The organism is Paenibacillus segetis, assembly GCF_014639155.1.
In the GTDB taxonomy this organism is placed as follows: Bacteria; Bacillota; Bacilli; order Paenibacillales; family Paenibacillaceae; genus Fontibacillus; species Fontibacillus segetis.
In genome coordinates this window covers 2,933,211-2,947,787 of the sequence record NZ_BMFT01000001.1, presented here as the reverse complement: position 1 = coordinate 2,947,787, position 14,577 = coordinate 2,933,211, and the positions used below count along the sequence as shown (strand labels likewise).

Genomic DNA, 14,577 nt, shown 5'->3' with positions numbered 1-14,577 from the left:
TGTTCCCAACTGTTCTTGTTCAAGAAGGACATCTGTGGGAAGATACGTAGGAGTTTAAATTTCAGGAGGGCTGTGTCTCATGACCTCAAAAGAACAGCAAACAGGTAATTCAATTGGGATTAAAACAGCAGGATGGAAGCATAGCCCAGCAGTTCGCTATGCTCTGTTTGTGCTACTCATTATTATGCTATATGTTAGTCTAGCACCAAAGCTGTTACCCGAGAAATACGATATCGCCATCGGATTGCCTAGTGATAAAGAAATTATTGCACCTATGGAGATACCGAATACGAAGGCCACTTTGAAGGCGCAGGAAGTAGCTGCGGAAAAGGTGGGACAAGTATATACGATTTTACCTTTACGTAATGAAGTATTAGTTGGACAAATGATGGATCGGATTTTCCGGTTGAACCAAGATGATCTGGTATCCACTGAAGAGAAGATCAAAATTTATCGTGAAGATCTTCAGCGGATGCCGAAGGATTATATTCAATCCTTCATCACGAACAATCGTAATTCCGGCGATTATTCCAATACACTATTTGAAGAAGTGACTGAGCGGATTGAAGAGCAGGAGTATCACATTTCGGAGGAAACATTTATTAAGATTCCGAGATTGCAGGCAGACGACATCAACGAGATGAAGATGGTTGCTGCAAATATTGTAACTCGTCTAACCGCCGATCAAATATCAGAAGCTCAGACTGCCCGCGCCAAAGTAGCAGAAATGGTAAGTACGAGTTCCTTAACCACGCGGGTATCTCGGGAAGTAGTGTCGGAACTTGCTCGTCTCGCGATTACAGCCAACAAATTTTATGATGAAGAAGCGACTAAAACGGCGAAGGTAGAAGCACGTGAAAATACGCCGACCGTATATATTAAGCAGGGCGATGTACTTGTTGCAAAGGGTGAAAAGATTACCCAGGAAATGTACTCACTGTTAGAGAAGAATGGACTCCTCAAGAATGAAGTGAATTATTGGCCACAGTTTGGGCTGCTCGTATTGTCTTCACTTCTGGTCATGGGGCTTGTTATGTACTTCCGACAATCGGAAGCAGCTAGCAGATTTAAGTATAATAATTTCCAATTTGTAATGTTACTGCTCATTTTCCTGATTACGATTTTATCTATGCATATCATTAGTATCGTTCAAAGTGATCAACGTCCCTATATAGGATACCTTGCTCCAATTGCAACGGGTGCGATGTTAATTACACTTTTACTTGATTTGTCACTGGCATATATTTGTTCCATTTTGTTTAGTATTTTGGCCAGTATTATTTTGAATGTCCATCAGGGACAAATTTTTGATTTTCAATTTGGATTTTTTGCTGTTATTACTTCCTTTGCCGCAATCTTCGCGATTCATCGTGCAAGTCAGCGCTCGACGCTATTGAAGGCGGGGATTATGATCTGTCTGTTTGGCTCATTTGCGGTACTATCGATGAGTCTGCTTAACAACAATGGCTGGAGTCAATCGAGTACCCTTTATGCTATTGGTTCAGCAATAGCTGGAGGACTACTTACGACGATACTTGTTATAGGTCTAATGCCATTTTTTGAAGTTACATTTGGCATTCTTTCTGCTCTAAAGCTAGTCGAGCTGTCTAATCCAAACCATCCGTTATTGCGTAAGCTGCTTACGGAAACGCCAGGTACATATCATCATAGTGTGATGGTCGGCAATCTATCAGAAGCTGCCGCAGAAGCTATCGGAGCGAACGGATTACTATGCCGTGTAGGATCTTATTATCATGACATTGGGAAGACCAAACGACCGGGTTATTTTATCGAAAATCAGAATAACGTCGAGAATCCACATGACTTTATTGATCCTATGTTGAGTAAATCGATCATTATTGCTCATGCACGGGATGGAGTCGAAATGCAAAAGGATTACAAGTTGCCGAAGCCGATCCGAGATATTGCGGAACAACATCATGGAACAACGTTCTTACATTATTTCTATCATAAGGCGTTGAGATTAGCTGAAGAACAAGGGGTTGAACCGGATTTCACGGAGGCTGATTTCAGATATGCCGGACCAAAGGCGCAGTCTAAAGAAGCGGCTGTAGTTGGTATCGCTGATAGTGTAGAGGCAGCTGTTCGTTCGTTACGTAAGCCAACGGTGGAACAGGTCGAATCGATGATAGAGAAGATTATCAAGAGTCGTCTGGACGATCATCAATTTAATGAGTGTGACTTAACGCTCAAAGAACTTGATATCGTGTCCCAAACATTGAAAGAAACGGTAATGGGCATTTTCCATTCCCGTATTGAATATCCGGAAGAAATAAAGAGGAATAAGGGAAATGAAGAGATAGACAGGGGGCAAGGGAATAATGGGCCTACAACTGGCTTGGAACAATGAACAAGATTCACTTGAGATCGGTGAAGAATTAATTGAATTACTAGATGTGTTATTGCAAAAGGCAGGTGTGGCTGAAAGTGTGACCGAAGGAGAAGTTGCCCTGACCTTTGTAGATGATGAAGCTATTCATCAACTTAACCGTGATTATCGGGGAATTGATCGTCCAACGGATGTGCTCTCATTTGCAATGAATGAATCACTGGATGAAGAACTTGATATTGTATATGAACTAGAAGAAGGCGAGGAGCTAGACGAGCCCGCGGTTATGCTTGGAGACATTATTATTTCCGTGGATCGTGCTCAGTTGCAGGCTCAGGAATATGGTCATTCGCTTAAACGGGAGATCGGATTTTTGTTCCTTCATGGTTTTCTACACTTGCTTGGCTATGATCATCAGGATGAGATTAGCGAAGCCGAGATGATGGGCAAACAGGAGGCAATCCTGGCCCAAGTTGGACTTCTTCGCTAATGAATAGCCGGAAGCAGAAGCTAAGCACTTCGTTCCGACATGCGCTGGAAGGGATTTTGGTTGCGTTCAAGACTCAGCGCAATATACGGATTCACGTCACTCTAGGTATTGTTGTTATTGTGGCTGCCCTTTATTTGGGGCTTCCTCCAAGAGACATTGCCCTGCTTCTGTTGGTGATCTCTCTTGTAATTGCTGCTGAATTAGTGAATACGGCGATTGAAGCAGTGGTCGATCTGGTAACATCGGAATGGCATGCTCTGGCGAAGATGGCCAAAGATACTGCTGCAGGTGCTGTTCTAGTTAGTGCTGGATTTGCTGTCAGCATTGGCCTTATATTGTTCTACAGGCCTGTCATGATCTGGTTGGGATTGTATTAAAGAAACCCGTGCATATTTATCACTAAGAGGTAGTTCAAAAAGGGAGATGATTAACATGGACAATACCCTATTACTGCAAGAAGCGATAAAAGCACGTGCTGCGGCTTACACACCTTATTCTGGTTTTGGTGTTGGTGCAGCATTGTTGGATAAAGAAGGTCATGTACATCATGGCTGTAATGTTGAAAATGCTGCTTATGGTCCAACTAATTGCGCGGAGCGTACGGCTATGTTTCGTGCTATAGCAGATGGGCATGCTCCAGGAAGCTTTAGCGCCATGGCCATTGTTGGCGATACGGAAGAGCCGATTGCTCCTTGTGGAGTTTGTCGGCAAGTGATGTTAGAGCTATGCGATCCAGATATGCCAGTTATCCTTGGCAATCTTAAAGGTGATATCCGCGAGACAACCATACGGGAGCTTCTCCCCTATGCGTTTGGTCCTGCGCATTTACAGGAATAAAGGGAACTCAGAAAGGAACAATCAACTATGGCAAAATCAAAATTTAAATCCGGATTTGTTGCGATTGTCGGTCGACCGAATGTTGGTAAATCGACGCTCATGAATCAAATCATTGGTCAAAAGATCGCAATCATGTCTGATAAACCGCAGACTACGCGGAATAAAATACATGGTGTGTACACTTCAGAAGACAAACAAATCGTATTCCTTGACACACCAGGAATCCATAAGCGCCAATCAAAACTTGGCGATTTCATGAACAGCACAGCGCTTAACACACTTGGTGAAGTTGAAGCTGTACTATTCCTTGTTGACGCAGCTGAAGGACTAGGTGGTGGAGATCGCTTTATCGCTGAGCGATTGAAAGATGTTAAGACCCCGGTTATTCTTGTATTGAACAAAATTGACCGTATAGAACCTGAACAATTACTCCCTATGATCGACGAATATCGTAAACTGCATGAGTTCGCAGAAATTGTTCCGATTTCAGCTAAACTGGGCAACAATGTTAACACCTTGTTGGATCAAATAAGTAAATATCTGCCTGAGGGACCACAATATTATCCTGATGATCAAATAACAGATCATCCAGAGCAATTTGTGTGCGCAGAGCTGATTCGTGAGAAGATTCTACATCTAACTCGCGAAGAAGTACCTCACTCCATTGCGGTCGCTATCGAAGATATGCGCGTTGAGAGTAATGGATTTGTTCGGATGTCAGCGGTTATTTTTGTAGAACGTGATTCTCAGAAGGGAATTATTATCGGTAAGCAAGGTGCCCTCCTCAAAGAGGTTGGAAAGCTAGCTAGACACGATATCGAGAATTTGCTTGGATCGAAAATATTTCTCGAGCTTTGGGTCAAGGTGAAAAAGGACTGGCGTAATCAGGATCGGGTTTTGAAGGATCTTGGCTTCCATCGCGATGCTTAATTAATATACTGGGAGTTATTGCAACGGATTAGATCAAGCATGTGCGCACATCCTATATTCGAAGATGCAGGCATCATTTCCGAAGAAAGGGTGAATGCGAATGCGAGATTTTTCGTGGAAGTATTTTACAATGACAGGAGATGTCGATGCTTACTTGTTATTTAAAGAGGCAGACGGCAAATCTGAAGCGGAGTCTATGGTAGCTGAAGAAGTGATCGCCCAGGAAGAGGTCGATTAAGTCAGGTTGGGGGAAGAATCATGCTTTACAGGGTGGAAGGAATCGTCATCCGCAGCATGGACTACGGCGAGGGAAACAAAATTATTACATTGTGTACACAGACTCATGGGAAAATTGGTGTGATGGCGCGCGGTGCAAGAAAATTGAAGAGCCGACATGCGGCGATAACTCAACCTTTTACTTATGGAGAATACGTTTTTTATCGTCAAAATACAGGCCTAGGAACATTAAATCAAGGTGAGATTATTGAATCTCACTTTTCTTTACGTGGTGATTTGGTATTGGCGGCATATGCTTCCTATGCTTGTGAGTTGCTTGATCGTAGTCTTCATGACGAAGAGGTTGGAGGCTTCTGGTTCAGCCAGCTTAAGTCTTGTCTAGAAGGTCTTTCTGCAGGTAAAGATCCTCAAATTGTCATCCATTTATATGAGATGAAAATTTTACAAGCTTCTGGTTACGGCCCGTCATTTGAAACGTGCGTATCTTGTGGGTCCTCTGAGCACAGTGCATTAATTAGTCCCCGGCTTGGTGGCAGGCTGTGTCGGCGTTGTCATCATCATGATCCAACGGCAAAGGTAGTTTCGCCAGGAACTCTAAAGTTATTAATGCTGTTTGAGAAGATGGATATGCGGAGATTGGGGAATATTGTGGTCAAAGATTCCACTAAGGCCGAGTTGAAACAGATTATGCGATCTTTCATGGACATGCAGCTTGCGCTTAATCTCAAATCACGTCATTTTCTTGATCAGTTAGATAAGTATGAAATTTGACGAACTTTATAAAATCATTTATTATTAAATAGAATATCTCCTTTGGGAGATCACATGTGTTGAAGCGGAAAAGTAATGAGGTTCTTCATCTGCTGAAGCGAGCTGGGGAGAGTGAAAGCCCGGACAGAGAGACTCATGAAACGGCATCCTCGGAGCATGTTATGAATCGTGAAAAAAGCGGATTTAGCAATCCTTGACTTTATCTTAAGGATTATAAATCAAGTAGGGTGGAACCGCGGGACTATACAGCTCTCGTCCCTACGTCTGACAGCAGGCGTAGAGACGGGGCTTTTTTGCGTTCTCGTACTCTTGGCGGCTGTACACTAAGACGTGTAGAAGGAGATGGGTTCATGAATTTTCAAGGAATGATACTGACCCTGCAGCAGTTTTGGGCAGAACAGAAATGTATTGTTGTACAACCGTATGACGTAGAGAAAGGTGCGGGTACCCTTAACCCGATGACGTTTCTTCGTTCCATCGGACCAGAGCCATGGAATGTGGCTTATGTAGAGCCTTCACGTCGTCCGGCAGACGGACGTTATGGGGAGAATCCAAACCGATTGTATCAGCATCACCAATTTCAGGTTATTTTGAAGCCTTCTCCTGATAACATTCAGGAAATTTATTTGGAGAGTTTGAAACGGCTCGGCATCGATCCGCTTCAACATGATATTCGATTTGTTGAAGACAACTGGGAACATCCGGGGCTTGGCGCTTGGGGACTTGGTTGGGAAGTTTGGCTAGATGGTATGGAAATAACACAATTTACGTATTTCCAACAGGTAGGCGGTATTGAAGCGAACCCTGTTGCTGTGGAGATCACATACGGAATGGAGCGTCTTGCTTCCTATATTCAGGAGAAAGAGAATGTGTTTGACCTAGAGTGGGTTGAAGGCACAACTTATGGAGACGTGTTCCATCAACCGGAATTTGAACACTCCAAATATACATTTGAGGTATCGGACGTTAAGATGTTATTCACGTTATTTAATATGTATGAAGATGAAGCGGGAGAAGCCCTCAAGCAGCATCTCGTATTCCCAGCCTACGATTACGTTCTAAAATGCTCCCACGCATTTAACTTGCTTGATGCAAGAGGGGCAATTAGTGTAACAGAACGAACAGGTTATATTACTCGTGTGCGGAATTTGGCACGTCAAGTGGCGGCGACATATTTGGAGGAGAGAGAGAAGCTAGGATTCCCGATGCTTCAAAAAGGGGGTGCTGACCGTGGCTAAAGATTTGCTGTTTGAAATTGGTTTAGAGGAAATGCCGGCACGGTTTATTCGCGCGGCAATGGAGCAGCTACAAGATCGGACGGTCAAGTGGCTAGAAGAATCAGTCATTAAATTTGAGTCGATCGAGAGTTACGGTACTCCTCGTCGTCTTGCCGTTCTTGTTCGTGGTGTGGCTGAGAAACAAGAGGATGTTCATGAGGAAGTTAAAGGGCCATCGCGCAAGATCGCTTTGGATGAAAATGGACAATGGAGCAAAGCAGCACTAGGCTTTGCACGTAGTCAAGGCGCTAGTCCGGACCAATTTACATTTAAAGAACTTGGTGGCACAGAATACATCTATGTCAGCAAAAATAGTATTGGTATTGAGACTTCGAAGATTGTAGCAGAAGGACTTCTGGGTATTCTGCACGCGATGAACTTTCCAAAGAACATGCGTTGGGGTAGTTATGACTTCAAATTTGTTCGTCCAATCCGTTGGATGGTGGCTTTGTTCGGTAATGAGATCATTGATATCGAGATTGCCGGAGTGAAATCGGGCAATGTAACAAGAGGTCACCGCTTTCTGGGTGGAGAAATTGTCATTACGGAGCCTGTAGCCTATGTAGAAGCACTACGCGCAGGACATGTTATCGCTGATGTTAATGAGCGTAAACAATTAATTATAGAGCAGATTGATTCTCTTGCTAAAGAGAAAGGCTGGAATATCGCTGTAAAAGAGGATTTGTTGGAGGAAGTATTGTTCCTAGTCGAGACACCAACCGTGTTATTTGGAACATTCGAAGAATCATTCTTACGCATTCCACAAGAGGTTCTTATTACTTCTATGCGTGAACATCAACGGTATTTCCCGGTGCTTAATGCTCAAGGTGCGTTACTTCCATTCTTCGTAACCGTTCGTAACGGTAATGCTGATTCGCTCGATGTTATTGCAAAAGGAAATGAGAAGGTGCTGCGTGCACGTCTTTCCGATGCGAAGTTCTTCTACGAAGAAGATCAAAAACATCCGATTAAGGAAGCTCTATCCAAACTGGAGAGCATTGTGTTCCACGAAGAGCTGGGAACCGTTGGGGATAAAGTGCGGCGAATTCGCATGAATAGTGATAAGTTATCGGAGCTTTTAGGTACCGATACTGGCACAGCTGAATCAGTTAGCCGTACCGCAGAAATTTGCAAATTCGATTTAGTTACGCAAATGGTGTATGAATTCCCTGAGCTGCAAGGCGTTATGGGAGAAGATTATGCACGTAAAGCTGGAGAAGCAGAAGCTGTAGCGAGAGGTGTGTTCGAACATTATCAACCGCGTTTCGCTGGTGATGCAGTTCCAAGTTCTGAAGTAGGTTCTATTGTCAGCATTGCGGACAAAATTGATACGATTACGGGATGTTTCTCTATCGGTATTATACCAACTGGTTCACAAGATCCATATGGCTTACGTCGTCAGGCAGCGGGAATTGTGCAAATTTTGCTTGAGCATAAATTGTCGGTGAAATTAAGCGATATTTTCAAAATTGCGCTGGATACACATCAACATTTCCGTGGTTTGAAACGTTCGGAAGACGAGATCATCAAAGACTTGTCTGATTTCTTTGGTCTTCGTGTGAGAAAGACATTGTCCGACAGTTTGCGTTACGACGTTGTTGATGCTGTGATGGCTGCTGGTTATGATGATGTAGTTCTAGTAGTGGCACGGGGAACAGCCTTGATGGATGCCGTTAACAATCCAGATTTCAAACTGACTGCGGAATCTTTCGGTCGGGTAAGCAATTTGGCGGCCAAAGCATCTTCTGAGAAGGTTAGATTCGATTTACTTATTGAACCGGCTGAGCAACAACTTTATGAATCATGGAAGTCAATTACAGGTAAATACAATCAACTTTTGAAAGAACGGAATGCGACTGAGGCACTAGAATTAATTAGTGAATTAAAGGGAAGCATTACAATATTCTTCGATGAAGTTATGGTTATGTCTAAAGACGAAGCGATTCGGATCAACCGTTTGGCATTACTAGAAGCGATTGATCATGATCTCAAGGCTTTTGCTGATTTTGGTAAAGTGGTTTGGGCATAACATTGTAGTTAGATGAGAGGAGGACAGGGGAAGCGTGAGCATCTCAATTGTGGTGGACGGGGACTCCTGTCCTGTTAAAACAGAGATTATTGAACTTGCTTCCAGGTTTGGGATTCATGTGTTGATGGTTTCTTCTTACGATCATGTGCTACAGAAATCGGAGGGAGTTTCGGTCATTCAGGTGGACCGCGGTCAGGAAAGCGCTGATATATATATTGCAAATCATATCGCTAAGGGAGATATTGTCGTAACGCAAGATTATGGGCTTGCCGCATTAGTTCTTGCTAAGTCATGCCAGGCGATTTCTCCCCGTGGCGAACTTTTTCATACTGGTAATATTGATTATTTGCTCGAACGTCGTCATTATAACGCAAAAGCGCGGCGGGGCGGGCGTTATTCCAAGGGTCCCAAGCCTTTTACGGACGAGGACCGGAATCATTTCAAAGATATGTTATTAAAACTTTTGCAGGATATGCAGGAGAATGTACAATTTTAGCGAATTACTATCTACGTGTTAATAGAGATGAAGGTGGTTTGATGAGTACCGGGCGAGGAAATATTCCGGAGGAAGTCATCGAGGCGGTCTTACAGCAACATGATATCGTTGATACGGTTGGCAAGCACGTTCATCTAACTAAGCAGGGTAAGTACATGAAAGGGCTTTGTCCCTTCCATTCGGAGAAAACACCGTCATTTACGGTGACGCCCGAACGGCAGATCTTCCACTGTTATGGCTGTGGCAAGGGTGGTAACGCCATCAAATTTAGGATGGAAATCGAAGGATTAACCTTCCCCGAAGCTGTCAGAATCATGGCAGAAGAAGCTCATATCCCTTATGAAGACGGAGCACGCCGATTAGGAGAGACCCCGCAGAGCCGGGAGATGGAGCAACTGCTGCAGGCCCATGAATGGACCTCTAAGTTGTATCATTTTCTTCTGAAAAATACGGAACATGGTAAACCCGCAATGGACTATCTAAAGTCCAGAGGATTTAGTGACAAAGCGATTGATACGTTTCAAATTGGTTATGCTCCGGCACGCTGGGATACACTTGTCCAGTTTCTAGACAAAAGATCCTTTGATCTTGCGGCAATGGAGAAGGGTGGACTTTTATCGTCTAAGCAGGATGGTTCAGGATTTGTGGACCGATTCCGTGATCGGGTTATTTTTCCACTGCATAATCGGAGTGGTAAAGTGATCGCATTTGCGGGGAGAACGCTCGGCGAGGGTGGACCGAAGTATTTGAACTCTCCTGAAAGTAGGCTTTTCAGCAAGAGTAGGACGCTCTACAATCTTCATCAAGCGAAGACAGAGATCCGTAAATCAAGACAGATTGTGTTGTTTGAAGGATATGGGGATGTAATTAGTGCTTGGGAGTCCGGTGTTCATAACGGAGTAGCCACAATGGGGACAGCCCTTACTGAGGGTCATGCGAGTATGATGAGAGGACTCGCAGACGAAATTATTGTGTGCTATGACGGAGATTCTGCAGGACAAGCTGCTGCACTGAAAAGTATTCCTATCCTTGAAGCTGTAGGTTTTGTAATCAAAATCGCTTTACTTAGCGAAGGAATGGACCCTGATGAGTTCATTCAAAAGCACGGGGGCGAAAGATTTAAGCATCAGATTTTGGACGGAGCCGTTTCATCCGTTAAATTTAGGCTTATATATCTGAAGAAAAACCATATACTGCTAGAAGAGGACGGAAAGGTTGCTTATATTAGAGATGCTTTAGGGGTTATTGCTCCCCTGCCGTCGCCAACCGAACGTGAGATTTATTTGAAAGAATTATCTACCGATCTTCAAGTTTCGTTCGAAAGTTTGAAACAGGAATGCAACCAATTTCGTATAGCCATGCAAAAAAAGGCACCGCTTGGGGATAATAACGACAAAAGGTGGAATAATGGTAGGCATAAAAAGGGGCAAACGTCCATGCCGGCTCTGCTGCCTGCTTACCATGTTGCGGAACGAAGATTGCTCTCCTTCATGCTTCAAGATGAAGAAGTATCACGTTATGTATGGGAGCGTCTTGGAGACGATTTTAACATCGAGGATCATGTAGCTATTGCTGCTTATCTATACGCGTATTACGCGCAGGGAAAGTCTCCAGATGCAAGTCGATTCATCTCGTCGCTTCAAGATGAGCGGCTTGAACAAACACTGATTTCAATCGCTATGATGGAAACTCCTAGAGAATGGAGCACCCAGGAACTGGATGATTGTATTCGTGAAATCCGGAGGGTACCGCTGCAAGATCAAATTAAGCGTAAGAAAGAAGAGATGGTATCGGCTGAACGGGCCGGAGATTTCTTACGTGCTGCACAAATTGCAAGTGAGATTATTGCCCTAGAGAGACAGTAGAACGATGGAGTTTCGGAGATGTTTCTAGGGAGGAGGGAGTCGAATATGGCGAATGATCAGCATACTGAACTAGAAACAGAACTTACGCTGGATCAGGTGAAAGACCAATTGGTTGAAAAAGGTAAGAAGAGGTCTTCATTGACTTATAAAGAGATTATGGAGAAGCTTTCGCCTTTCGACCAAGACCCTGAACAAATGGACGAGTTTTTTGAACATTTGGGTGATTTGGGAATTGACGTTTCAAATGATAGTGATGAAGAGCTTACCGTTCGTGGACGTGATGAAGAGGGCGGTCGTGGTGATCATGACGAGTTAAATTACGAGGATGACTTAACACTTCCACCAGGAATCAAAATTAATGATCCCGTACGGATGTATCTCAAGGAAATTGGTCGGGTCCCTTTGTTGTCCGGAGATGATGAAATAGAACTGGCTAACCGAATTGAGAACGGCGATGAAGAAGCGAAACGTCGACTCGCTGAAGCCAATCTACGGCTCGTGGTCAGTATTGCCAAACGTTATGTAGGTCGCGGCATGCTGTTCTTAGACTTGATTCAAGAAGGTAACATGGGCTTGATCAAGGCCGTTGAGAAATTCGATTACAAAAAAGGATTTAAATTTAGTACGTATGCCACATGGTGGATCCGCCAAGCCATTACTCGTGCGATTGCCGATCAGGCAAGAACCATTCGTATCCCAGTGCATATGGTGGAAACCATTAATAAGCTAATCCGTGTATCTCGTCAATTGCTACAGGAGCTAGGCCGTGAACCAGCGCCGGAAGAAATTGCGGCCGAGATGGAATTAAGCGTGGAAAAGGTCCGCGAAATCATGAAGATCGCTCAAGAGCCTGTTTCGTTAGAAACGCCGATTGGTGAAGAAGATGATTCGCATTTAGGTGACTTTATTGAAGACCAGGAAGCTTTGGCACCTGCTGATGCAGCTGCATATGAGCTGCTGAAGGAACAATTAGAAGACGTACTTGATACACTCACGGAACGTGAGGAGAATGTACTTCGTCTACGTTTCGGACTCGATGACGGCCGGACGAGAACTTTGGAAGAAGTCGGTAAAGTGTTCGGCGTAACAAGGGAAAGAATTCGTCAGATCGAAGCGAAGGCGCTCCGTAAGCTGCGCCATCCAAGCCGTAGTAAACGGTTAAAGGACTTTCTCGAGTAAGCGTAGGAATCGGACCTTCTGCATCTATGCAGCAAGGTCTTTTTTTTGGAAGAGACAACATCCGTTATCAATAAAAAGAGAATATCGTCATATTTTCTTTCTTTTGGATTCATTTCCTATTTTTATATTTACTGGTTTTTATTTTAGCTTTTTTTATGGATCAATGCAAATTCTAGTCATACTACAAAATAGGGGTGTGAGCTCTTTATGAAAATATCGTCAAGATTACAGCAAATTGCCGAGCGCTTGCCTGAAGGGTGTCGATTGGCAGATATCGGTTCAGACCACGCACTGCTACCAGTATCAGCTGTGAAAAGTGGTAAAGCTTCTTTTGCTGTAGCTGGTGAGGTATCTGATGGCCCGTTAGATGCAGCTAGACGACAGGTTGCTGAAGCTGGCGAAGGGCATCGAATTTCCGTTCGTAAAGGAAATGGTTTGGAAGTTATTACTGCGGGAGAGGTGGATACGGTCACAATCGCCGGAATGGGCGGGGCCTTAATCGTTTCTATTTTGTCGGCAGGAGAGGACAAACTCGTCGGTGTGAAGCGATTGGTGCTTCAACCTAATGTGGCAGAGGAGTTGGTTCGGCGTTGGCTATTTGAACATGGCTGGTTTCTCTCTGAGGAAGTGATTTTGCAGGAAGACGGTAAAATTTACGAGATCCTCACAGCGGATGCCCATCCTGATGCCATGCAATTAAATGAAAAGTTATATAGCGAACGCACATTGCCTGGGGGAACAGTTTTGACAAAAGAAATTCTTTTGACCATGGGACCGCGGTTAACGGAAGAACCAAATGAGGTCTTCTTTTATAAATGGGATTCAGAACTTCTTAAGCTGGACAGAATTCGTCAATCCATCGCAACATCTAAGCTAGAGTCTTCTAGAGAAAAGGAAATGGAAATAAATCGTGAATATGTTCAATTGGAGGAGGCGCTGAAATGTTTGCAAAAGGTCAAACCGTAATTCAATACATGGAGCAATTAGCTCCTAAACATGTTGCTATGGAAAACGATAAGATCGGATTGCAGCTTGGAAGCCTACAGAAAGAAATTACGGGAGTTCTGGTGGCCCTCGATGTAAATGAAGCTGTGGTGGATGAGGCGATTTCTTTAGGGGCTAATTTGATTGTGGCTCACCATGCTATAATCTTTAGACCGCTTGCTAATTTACAAAGTGATACCCCAATGGGCAAAGTGTACGAAAAGCTAATCAAGAACGATATTGCTGTCTATATCAGTCATACGAATCTTGATGTAACTGATGGTGGTATGAATGATTGGATGGCTGAAGTGCTTGACGTTCAGGATGTTAGTCCGTTAGAGGACATTCATACAGACAAACTATACAAGCTTGTTGTCTTTGTGCCAAAGGAACATCATCAGCGCGTCCTGGACGCTATTCTAAATGCAGGTGCAGGCTGGATCGGAAATTATAGTCATTGTAGTTTCAATATCGAAGGATATGGCACATTTGTGCCGAGAGAAGGAACAGATCCATACCTCGGGACACAAGGGAAGATGGAGAAGGTTGAAGAGATTAGAATTGAAACGATTGTACCTCAAAGCGCTCGCAATAAAGTTATTCAGGCGATGCTGAAGAGTCATCCATACGAAGAGGTTGCTTATGACTTATACGGGATGGATTTAAAAGGACGGACCTTAGGATTAGGGCGGGTTGGTAAGCTTAAAGAACCAGTTAGTTTGGAATCCTTTGTGCAGCGAGTAAAAGACAAATTCGACGTACCAGCGGTTCGTGTAGTGGGTGATTTGCATACTCAGATTAAGAAAGTAGCTGTACTTGGCGGTTCAGGTGGTCGATATTGGAAGCATGCATTATTTCGCGGTGCGGATGTACTCGTAACTGGGGATGTTGATTATCACACGGCGCAGGATGCCCATATGGCTGGTATGACGATCATTGACCCTGGTCATAACGCAGAGAAGATTATGAAGCCTAGAGTGGCTTCTTGGCTGACTGAGAAGCTACAAGGAGACAAATACGAGACGAAGGTTCATGCATCCGCAATTGATACTGAACCATTCACTTTCCTGTAAGAGGCAATATTACCGCTTATTCATGCTTGTGATTCCTCGGCAATGCCTGTATACTATCA

General features: G+C 43.9%; 15 protein-coding genes. All 15 read left to right on the top strand.

The features are described 5' to 3' along the window. Window positions 1-79 precede the first annotated feature (79 nt). The 15 genes from IEW05_RS13830 (at window position 80) to IEW05_RS13760 (ending at window position 14,518) form a co-directional block, all read left to right on the top strand. On the top strand, window positions 80-2,371 hold the full coding sequence (locus IEW05_RS13830) for an HD family phosphohydrolase (RefSeq protein WP_188539666.1): 2,292 nt from the start codon (window positions 80-82) through the stop codon (window positions 2,369-2,371). Then, complete coding sequence (ybeY, locus tag IEW05_RS13825; protein ID WP_188539664.1) at window positions 2,343-2,840, top strand: rRNA maturation RNase YbeY; 498 nt, start codon at window positions 2,343-2,345, stop codon at window positions 2,838-2,840. The genes IEW05_RS13830 and ybeY overlap by 29 nt, the downstream gene beginning before the upstream one ends. Next, the gene (locus IEW05_RS13820; RefSeq protein WP_188539662.1) at window positions 2,840-3,217 is read left to right on the top strand and encodes a diacylglycerol kinase family protein; all 378 of its coding nucleotides are present in this window, start codon (window positions 2,840-2,842) and stop codon (window positions 3,215-3,217) included. The genes ybeY and IEW05_RS13820 overlap by 1 nt, the downstream gene beginning before the upstream one ends. After that, the gene (locus IEW05_RS13815; protein ID WP_268238749.1) at window positions 3,213-3,677 is read left to right on the top strand and encodes a cytidine deaminase; all 465 of its coding nucleotides are present in this window, start codon (window positions 3,213-3,215) and stop codon (window positions 3,675-3,677) included. Before IEW05_RS13820 ends, IEW05_RS13815 begins: the two co-directional genes overlap by 5 nt. A 27-nt stretch (window positions 3,678-3,704) precedes the next feature. Next, the gene (gene era, locus IEW05_RS13810; protein WP_188539658.1) at window positions 3,705-4,607 is read left to right on the top strand and encodes a GTPase Era; all 903 of its coding nucleotides are present in this window, start codon (window positions 3,705-3,707) and stop codon (window positions 4,605-4,607) included. 100 nt (window positions 4,608-4,707) lie between these two features. Further along, window positions 4,708-4,845 (top strand): YqzL family protein, encoded by a 138-nt coding sequence (locus IEW05_RS13805; RefSeq protein WP_188539656.1) that lies wholly within the window; start codon window positions 4,708-4,710, stop codon window positions 4,843-4,845. 20 nt (window positions 4,846-4,865) lie between these two features. Next, entirely contained in the window at window positions 4,866-5,615 is a 750-nt protein-coding gene (gene recO / locus IEW05_RS13800) for a DNA repair protein RecO (protein ID WP_188539654.1), read from the top strand. A 59-nt stretch (window positions 5,616-5,674) separates the two neighbouring features. After that, the gene (locus tag IEW05_RS13795; protein ID WP_194434121.1) at window positions 5,675-5,812 is read left to right on the top strand and encodes a hypothetical protein; all 138 of its coding nucleotides are present in this window, start codon (window positions 5,675-5,677) and stop codon (window positions 5,810-5,812) included. 153 nt (window positions 5,813-5,965) lie between these two features. Beyond that, the gene (gene glyQ, locus IEW05_RS13790) at window positions 5,966-6,853 is read left to right on the top strand and encodes a glycine--tRNA ligase subunit alpha (RefSeq protein WP_188539650.1); all 888 of its coding nucleotides are present in this window, start codon (window positions 5,966-5,968) and stop codon (window positions 6,851-6,853) included. Then, complete coding sequence (gene glyS / locus IEW05_RS13785) at window positions 6,846-8,921, top strand: glycine--tRNA ligase subunit beta (RefSeq protein WP_188539648.1); 2,076 nt, start codon at window positions 6,846-6,848, stop codon at window positions 8,919-8,921. Before glyQ ends, glyS begins: the two co-directional genes overlap by 8 nt. Before the next feature lie 34 nt (window positions 8,922-8,955). Continuing rightward, window positions 8,956-9,417 carry a YaiI/YqxD family protein gene (locus IEW05_RS13780; RefSeq protein WP_188539646.1) on the top strand — a complete coding sequence of 154 codons (462 nt, stop codon included), beginning with the start codon at window positions 8,956-8,958 and terminating at the stop codon, window positions 9,415-9,417. Window positions 9,418-9,458: 41 nt separating this feature from the next. Continuing rightward, complete coding sequence (gene dnaG, locus IEW05_RS13775; RefSeq protein WP_188539643.1) at window positions 9,459-11,282, top strand: DNA primase; 1,824 nt, start codon at window positions 9,459-9,461, stop codon at window positions 11,280-11,282. A gap of 45 nt (window positions 11,283-11,327) precedes the next feature. Next, a complete protein-coding gene (gene rpoD / locus IEW05_RS13770; protein ID WP_188539641.1) occupies window positions 11,328-12,461 on the top strand; it encodes an RNA polymerase sigma factor RpoD in 1,134 nt (377 codons plus the stop codon). A 207-nt stretch (window positions 12,462-12,668) separates the two neighbouring features. After that, the gene (locus tag IEW05_RS13765; protein ID WP_188539638.1) at window positions 12,669-13,427 is read left to right on the top strand and encodes a tRNA (adenine(22)-N(1))-methyltransferase; all 759 of its coding nucleotides are present in this window, start codon (window positions 12,669-12,671) and stop codon (window positions 13,425-13,427) included. Further along, the gene (locus IEW05_RS13760; protein WP_188539636.1) at window positions 13,403-14,518 is read left to right on the top strand and encodes a Nif3-like dinuclear metal center hexameric protein; all 1,116 of its coding nucleotides are present in this window, start codon (window positions 13,403-13,405) and stop codon (window positions 14,516-14,518) included. The genes IEW05_RS13765 and IEW05_RS13760 overlap by 25 nt, the downstream gene beginning before the upstream one ends. The last annotated feature ends 59 nt before the right edge of the window (window positions 14,519-14,577 follow it).

Excerpts from the sequence above, each read along its gene's own strand:
- IEW05_RS13830 (WP_188539666.1), top strand. The coding sequence starts at position 80 with ATGACCTCAAAAGAACAGCAAACAGGTAATTCAATTGGGATTAAAACA.
- ybeY (WP_188539664.1), top strand. The coding sequence starts at position 2,343 with ATGGGCCTACAACTGGCTTGGAACAATGAACAAGATTCACTTGAGATC.
- IEW05_RS13820 (WP_188539662.1), top strand. The coding sequence starts at position 2,840 with ATGAATAGCCGGAAGCAGAAGCTAAGCACTTCGTTCCGACATGCGCTG.
- era (WP_188539658.1), top strand. The coding sequence starts at position 3,705 with ATGGCAAAATCAAAATTTAAATCCGGATTTGTTGCGATTGTCGGTCGA.
- IEW05_RS13805 (WP_188539656.1), top strand. The coding sequence starts at position 4,708 with ATGCGAGATTTTTCGTGGAAGTATTTTACAATGACAGGAGATGTCGAT.
- recO (WP_188539654.1), top strand. The coding sequence starts at position 4,866 with ATGCTTTACAGGGTGGAAGGAATCGTCATCCGCAGCATGGACTACGGC.
- glyQ (WP_188539650.1), top strand. The coding sequence starts at position 5,966 with ATGAATTTTCAAGGAATGATACTGACCCTGCAGCAGTTTTGGGCAGAA.
- dnaG (WP_188539643.1), top strand. The coding sequence starts at position 9,459 with ATGAGTACCGGGCGAGGAAATATTCCGGAGGAAGTCATCGAGGCGGTC.
- rpoD (WP_188539641.1), top strand. The coding sequence starts at position 11,328 with ATGGCGAATGATCAGCATACTGAACTAGAAACAGAACTTACGCTGGAT.
- IEW05_RS13765 (WP_188539638.1), top strand. The coding sequence starts at position 12,669 with ATGAAAATATCGTCAAGATTACAGCAAATTGCCGAGCGCTTGCCTGAA.
- IEW05_RS13760 (WP_188539636.1), top strand. The coding sequence starts at position 13,403 with ATGTTTGCAAAAGGTCAAACCGTAATTCAATACATGGAGCAATTAGCT.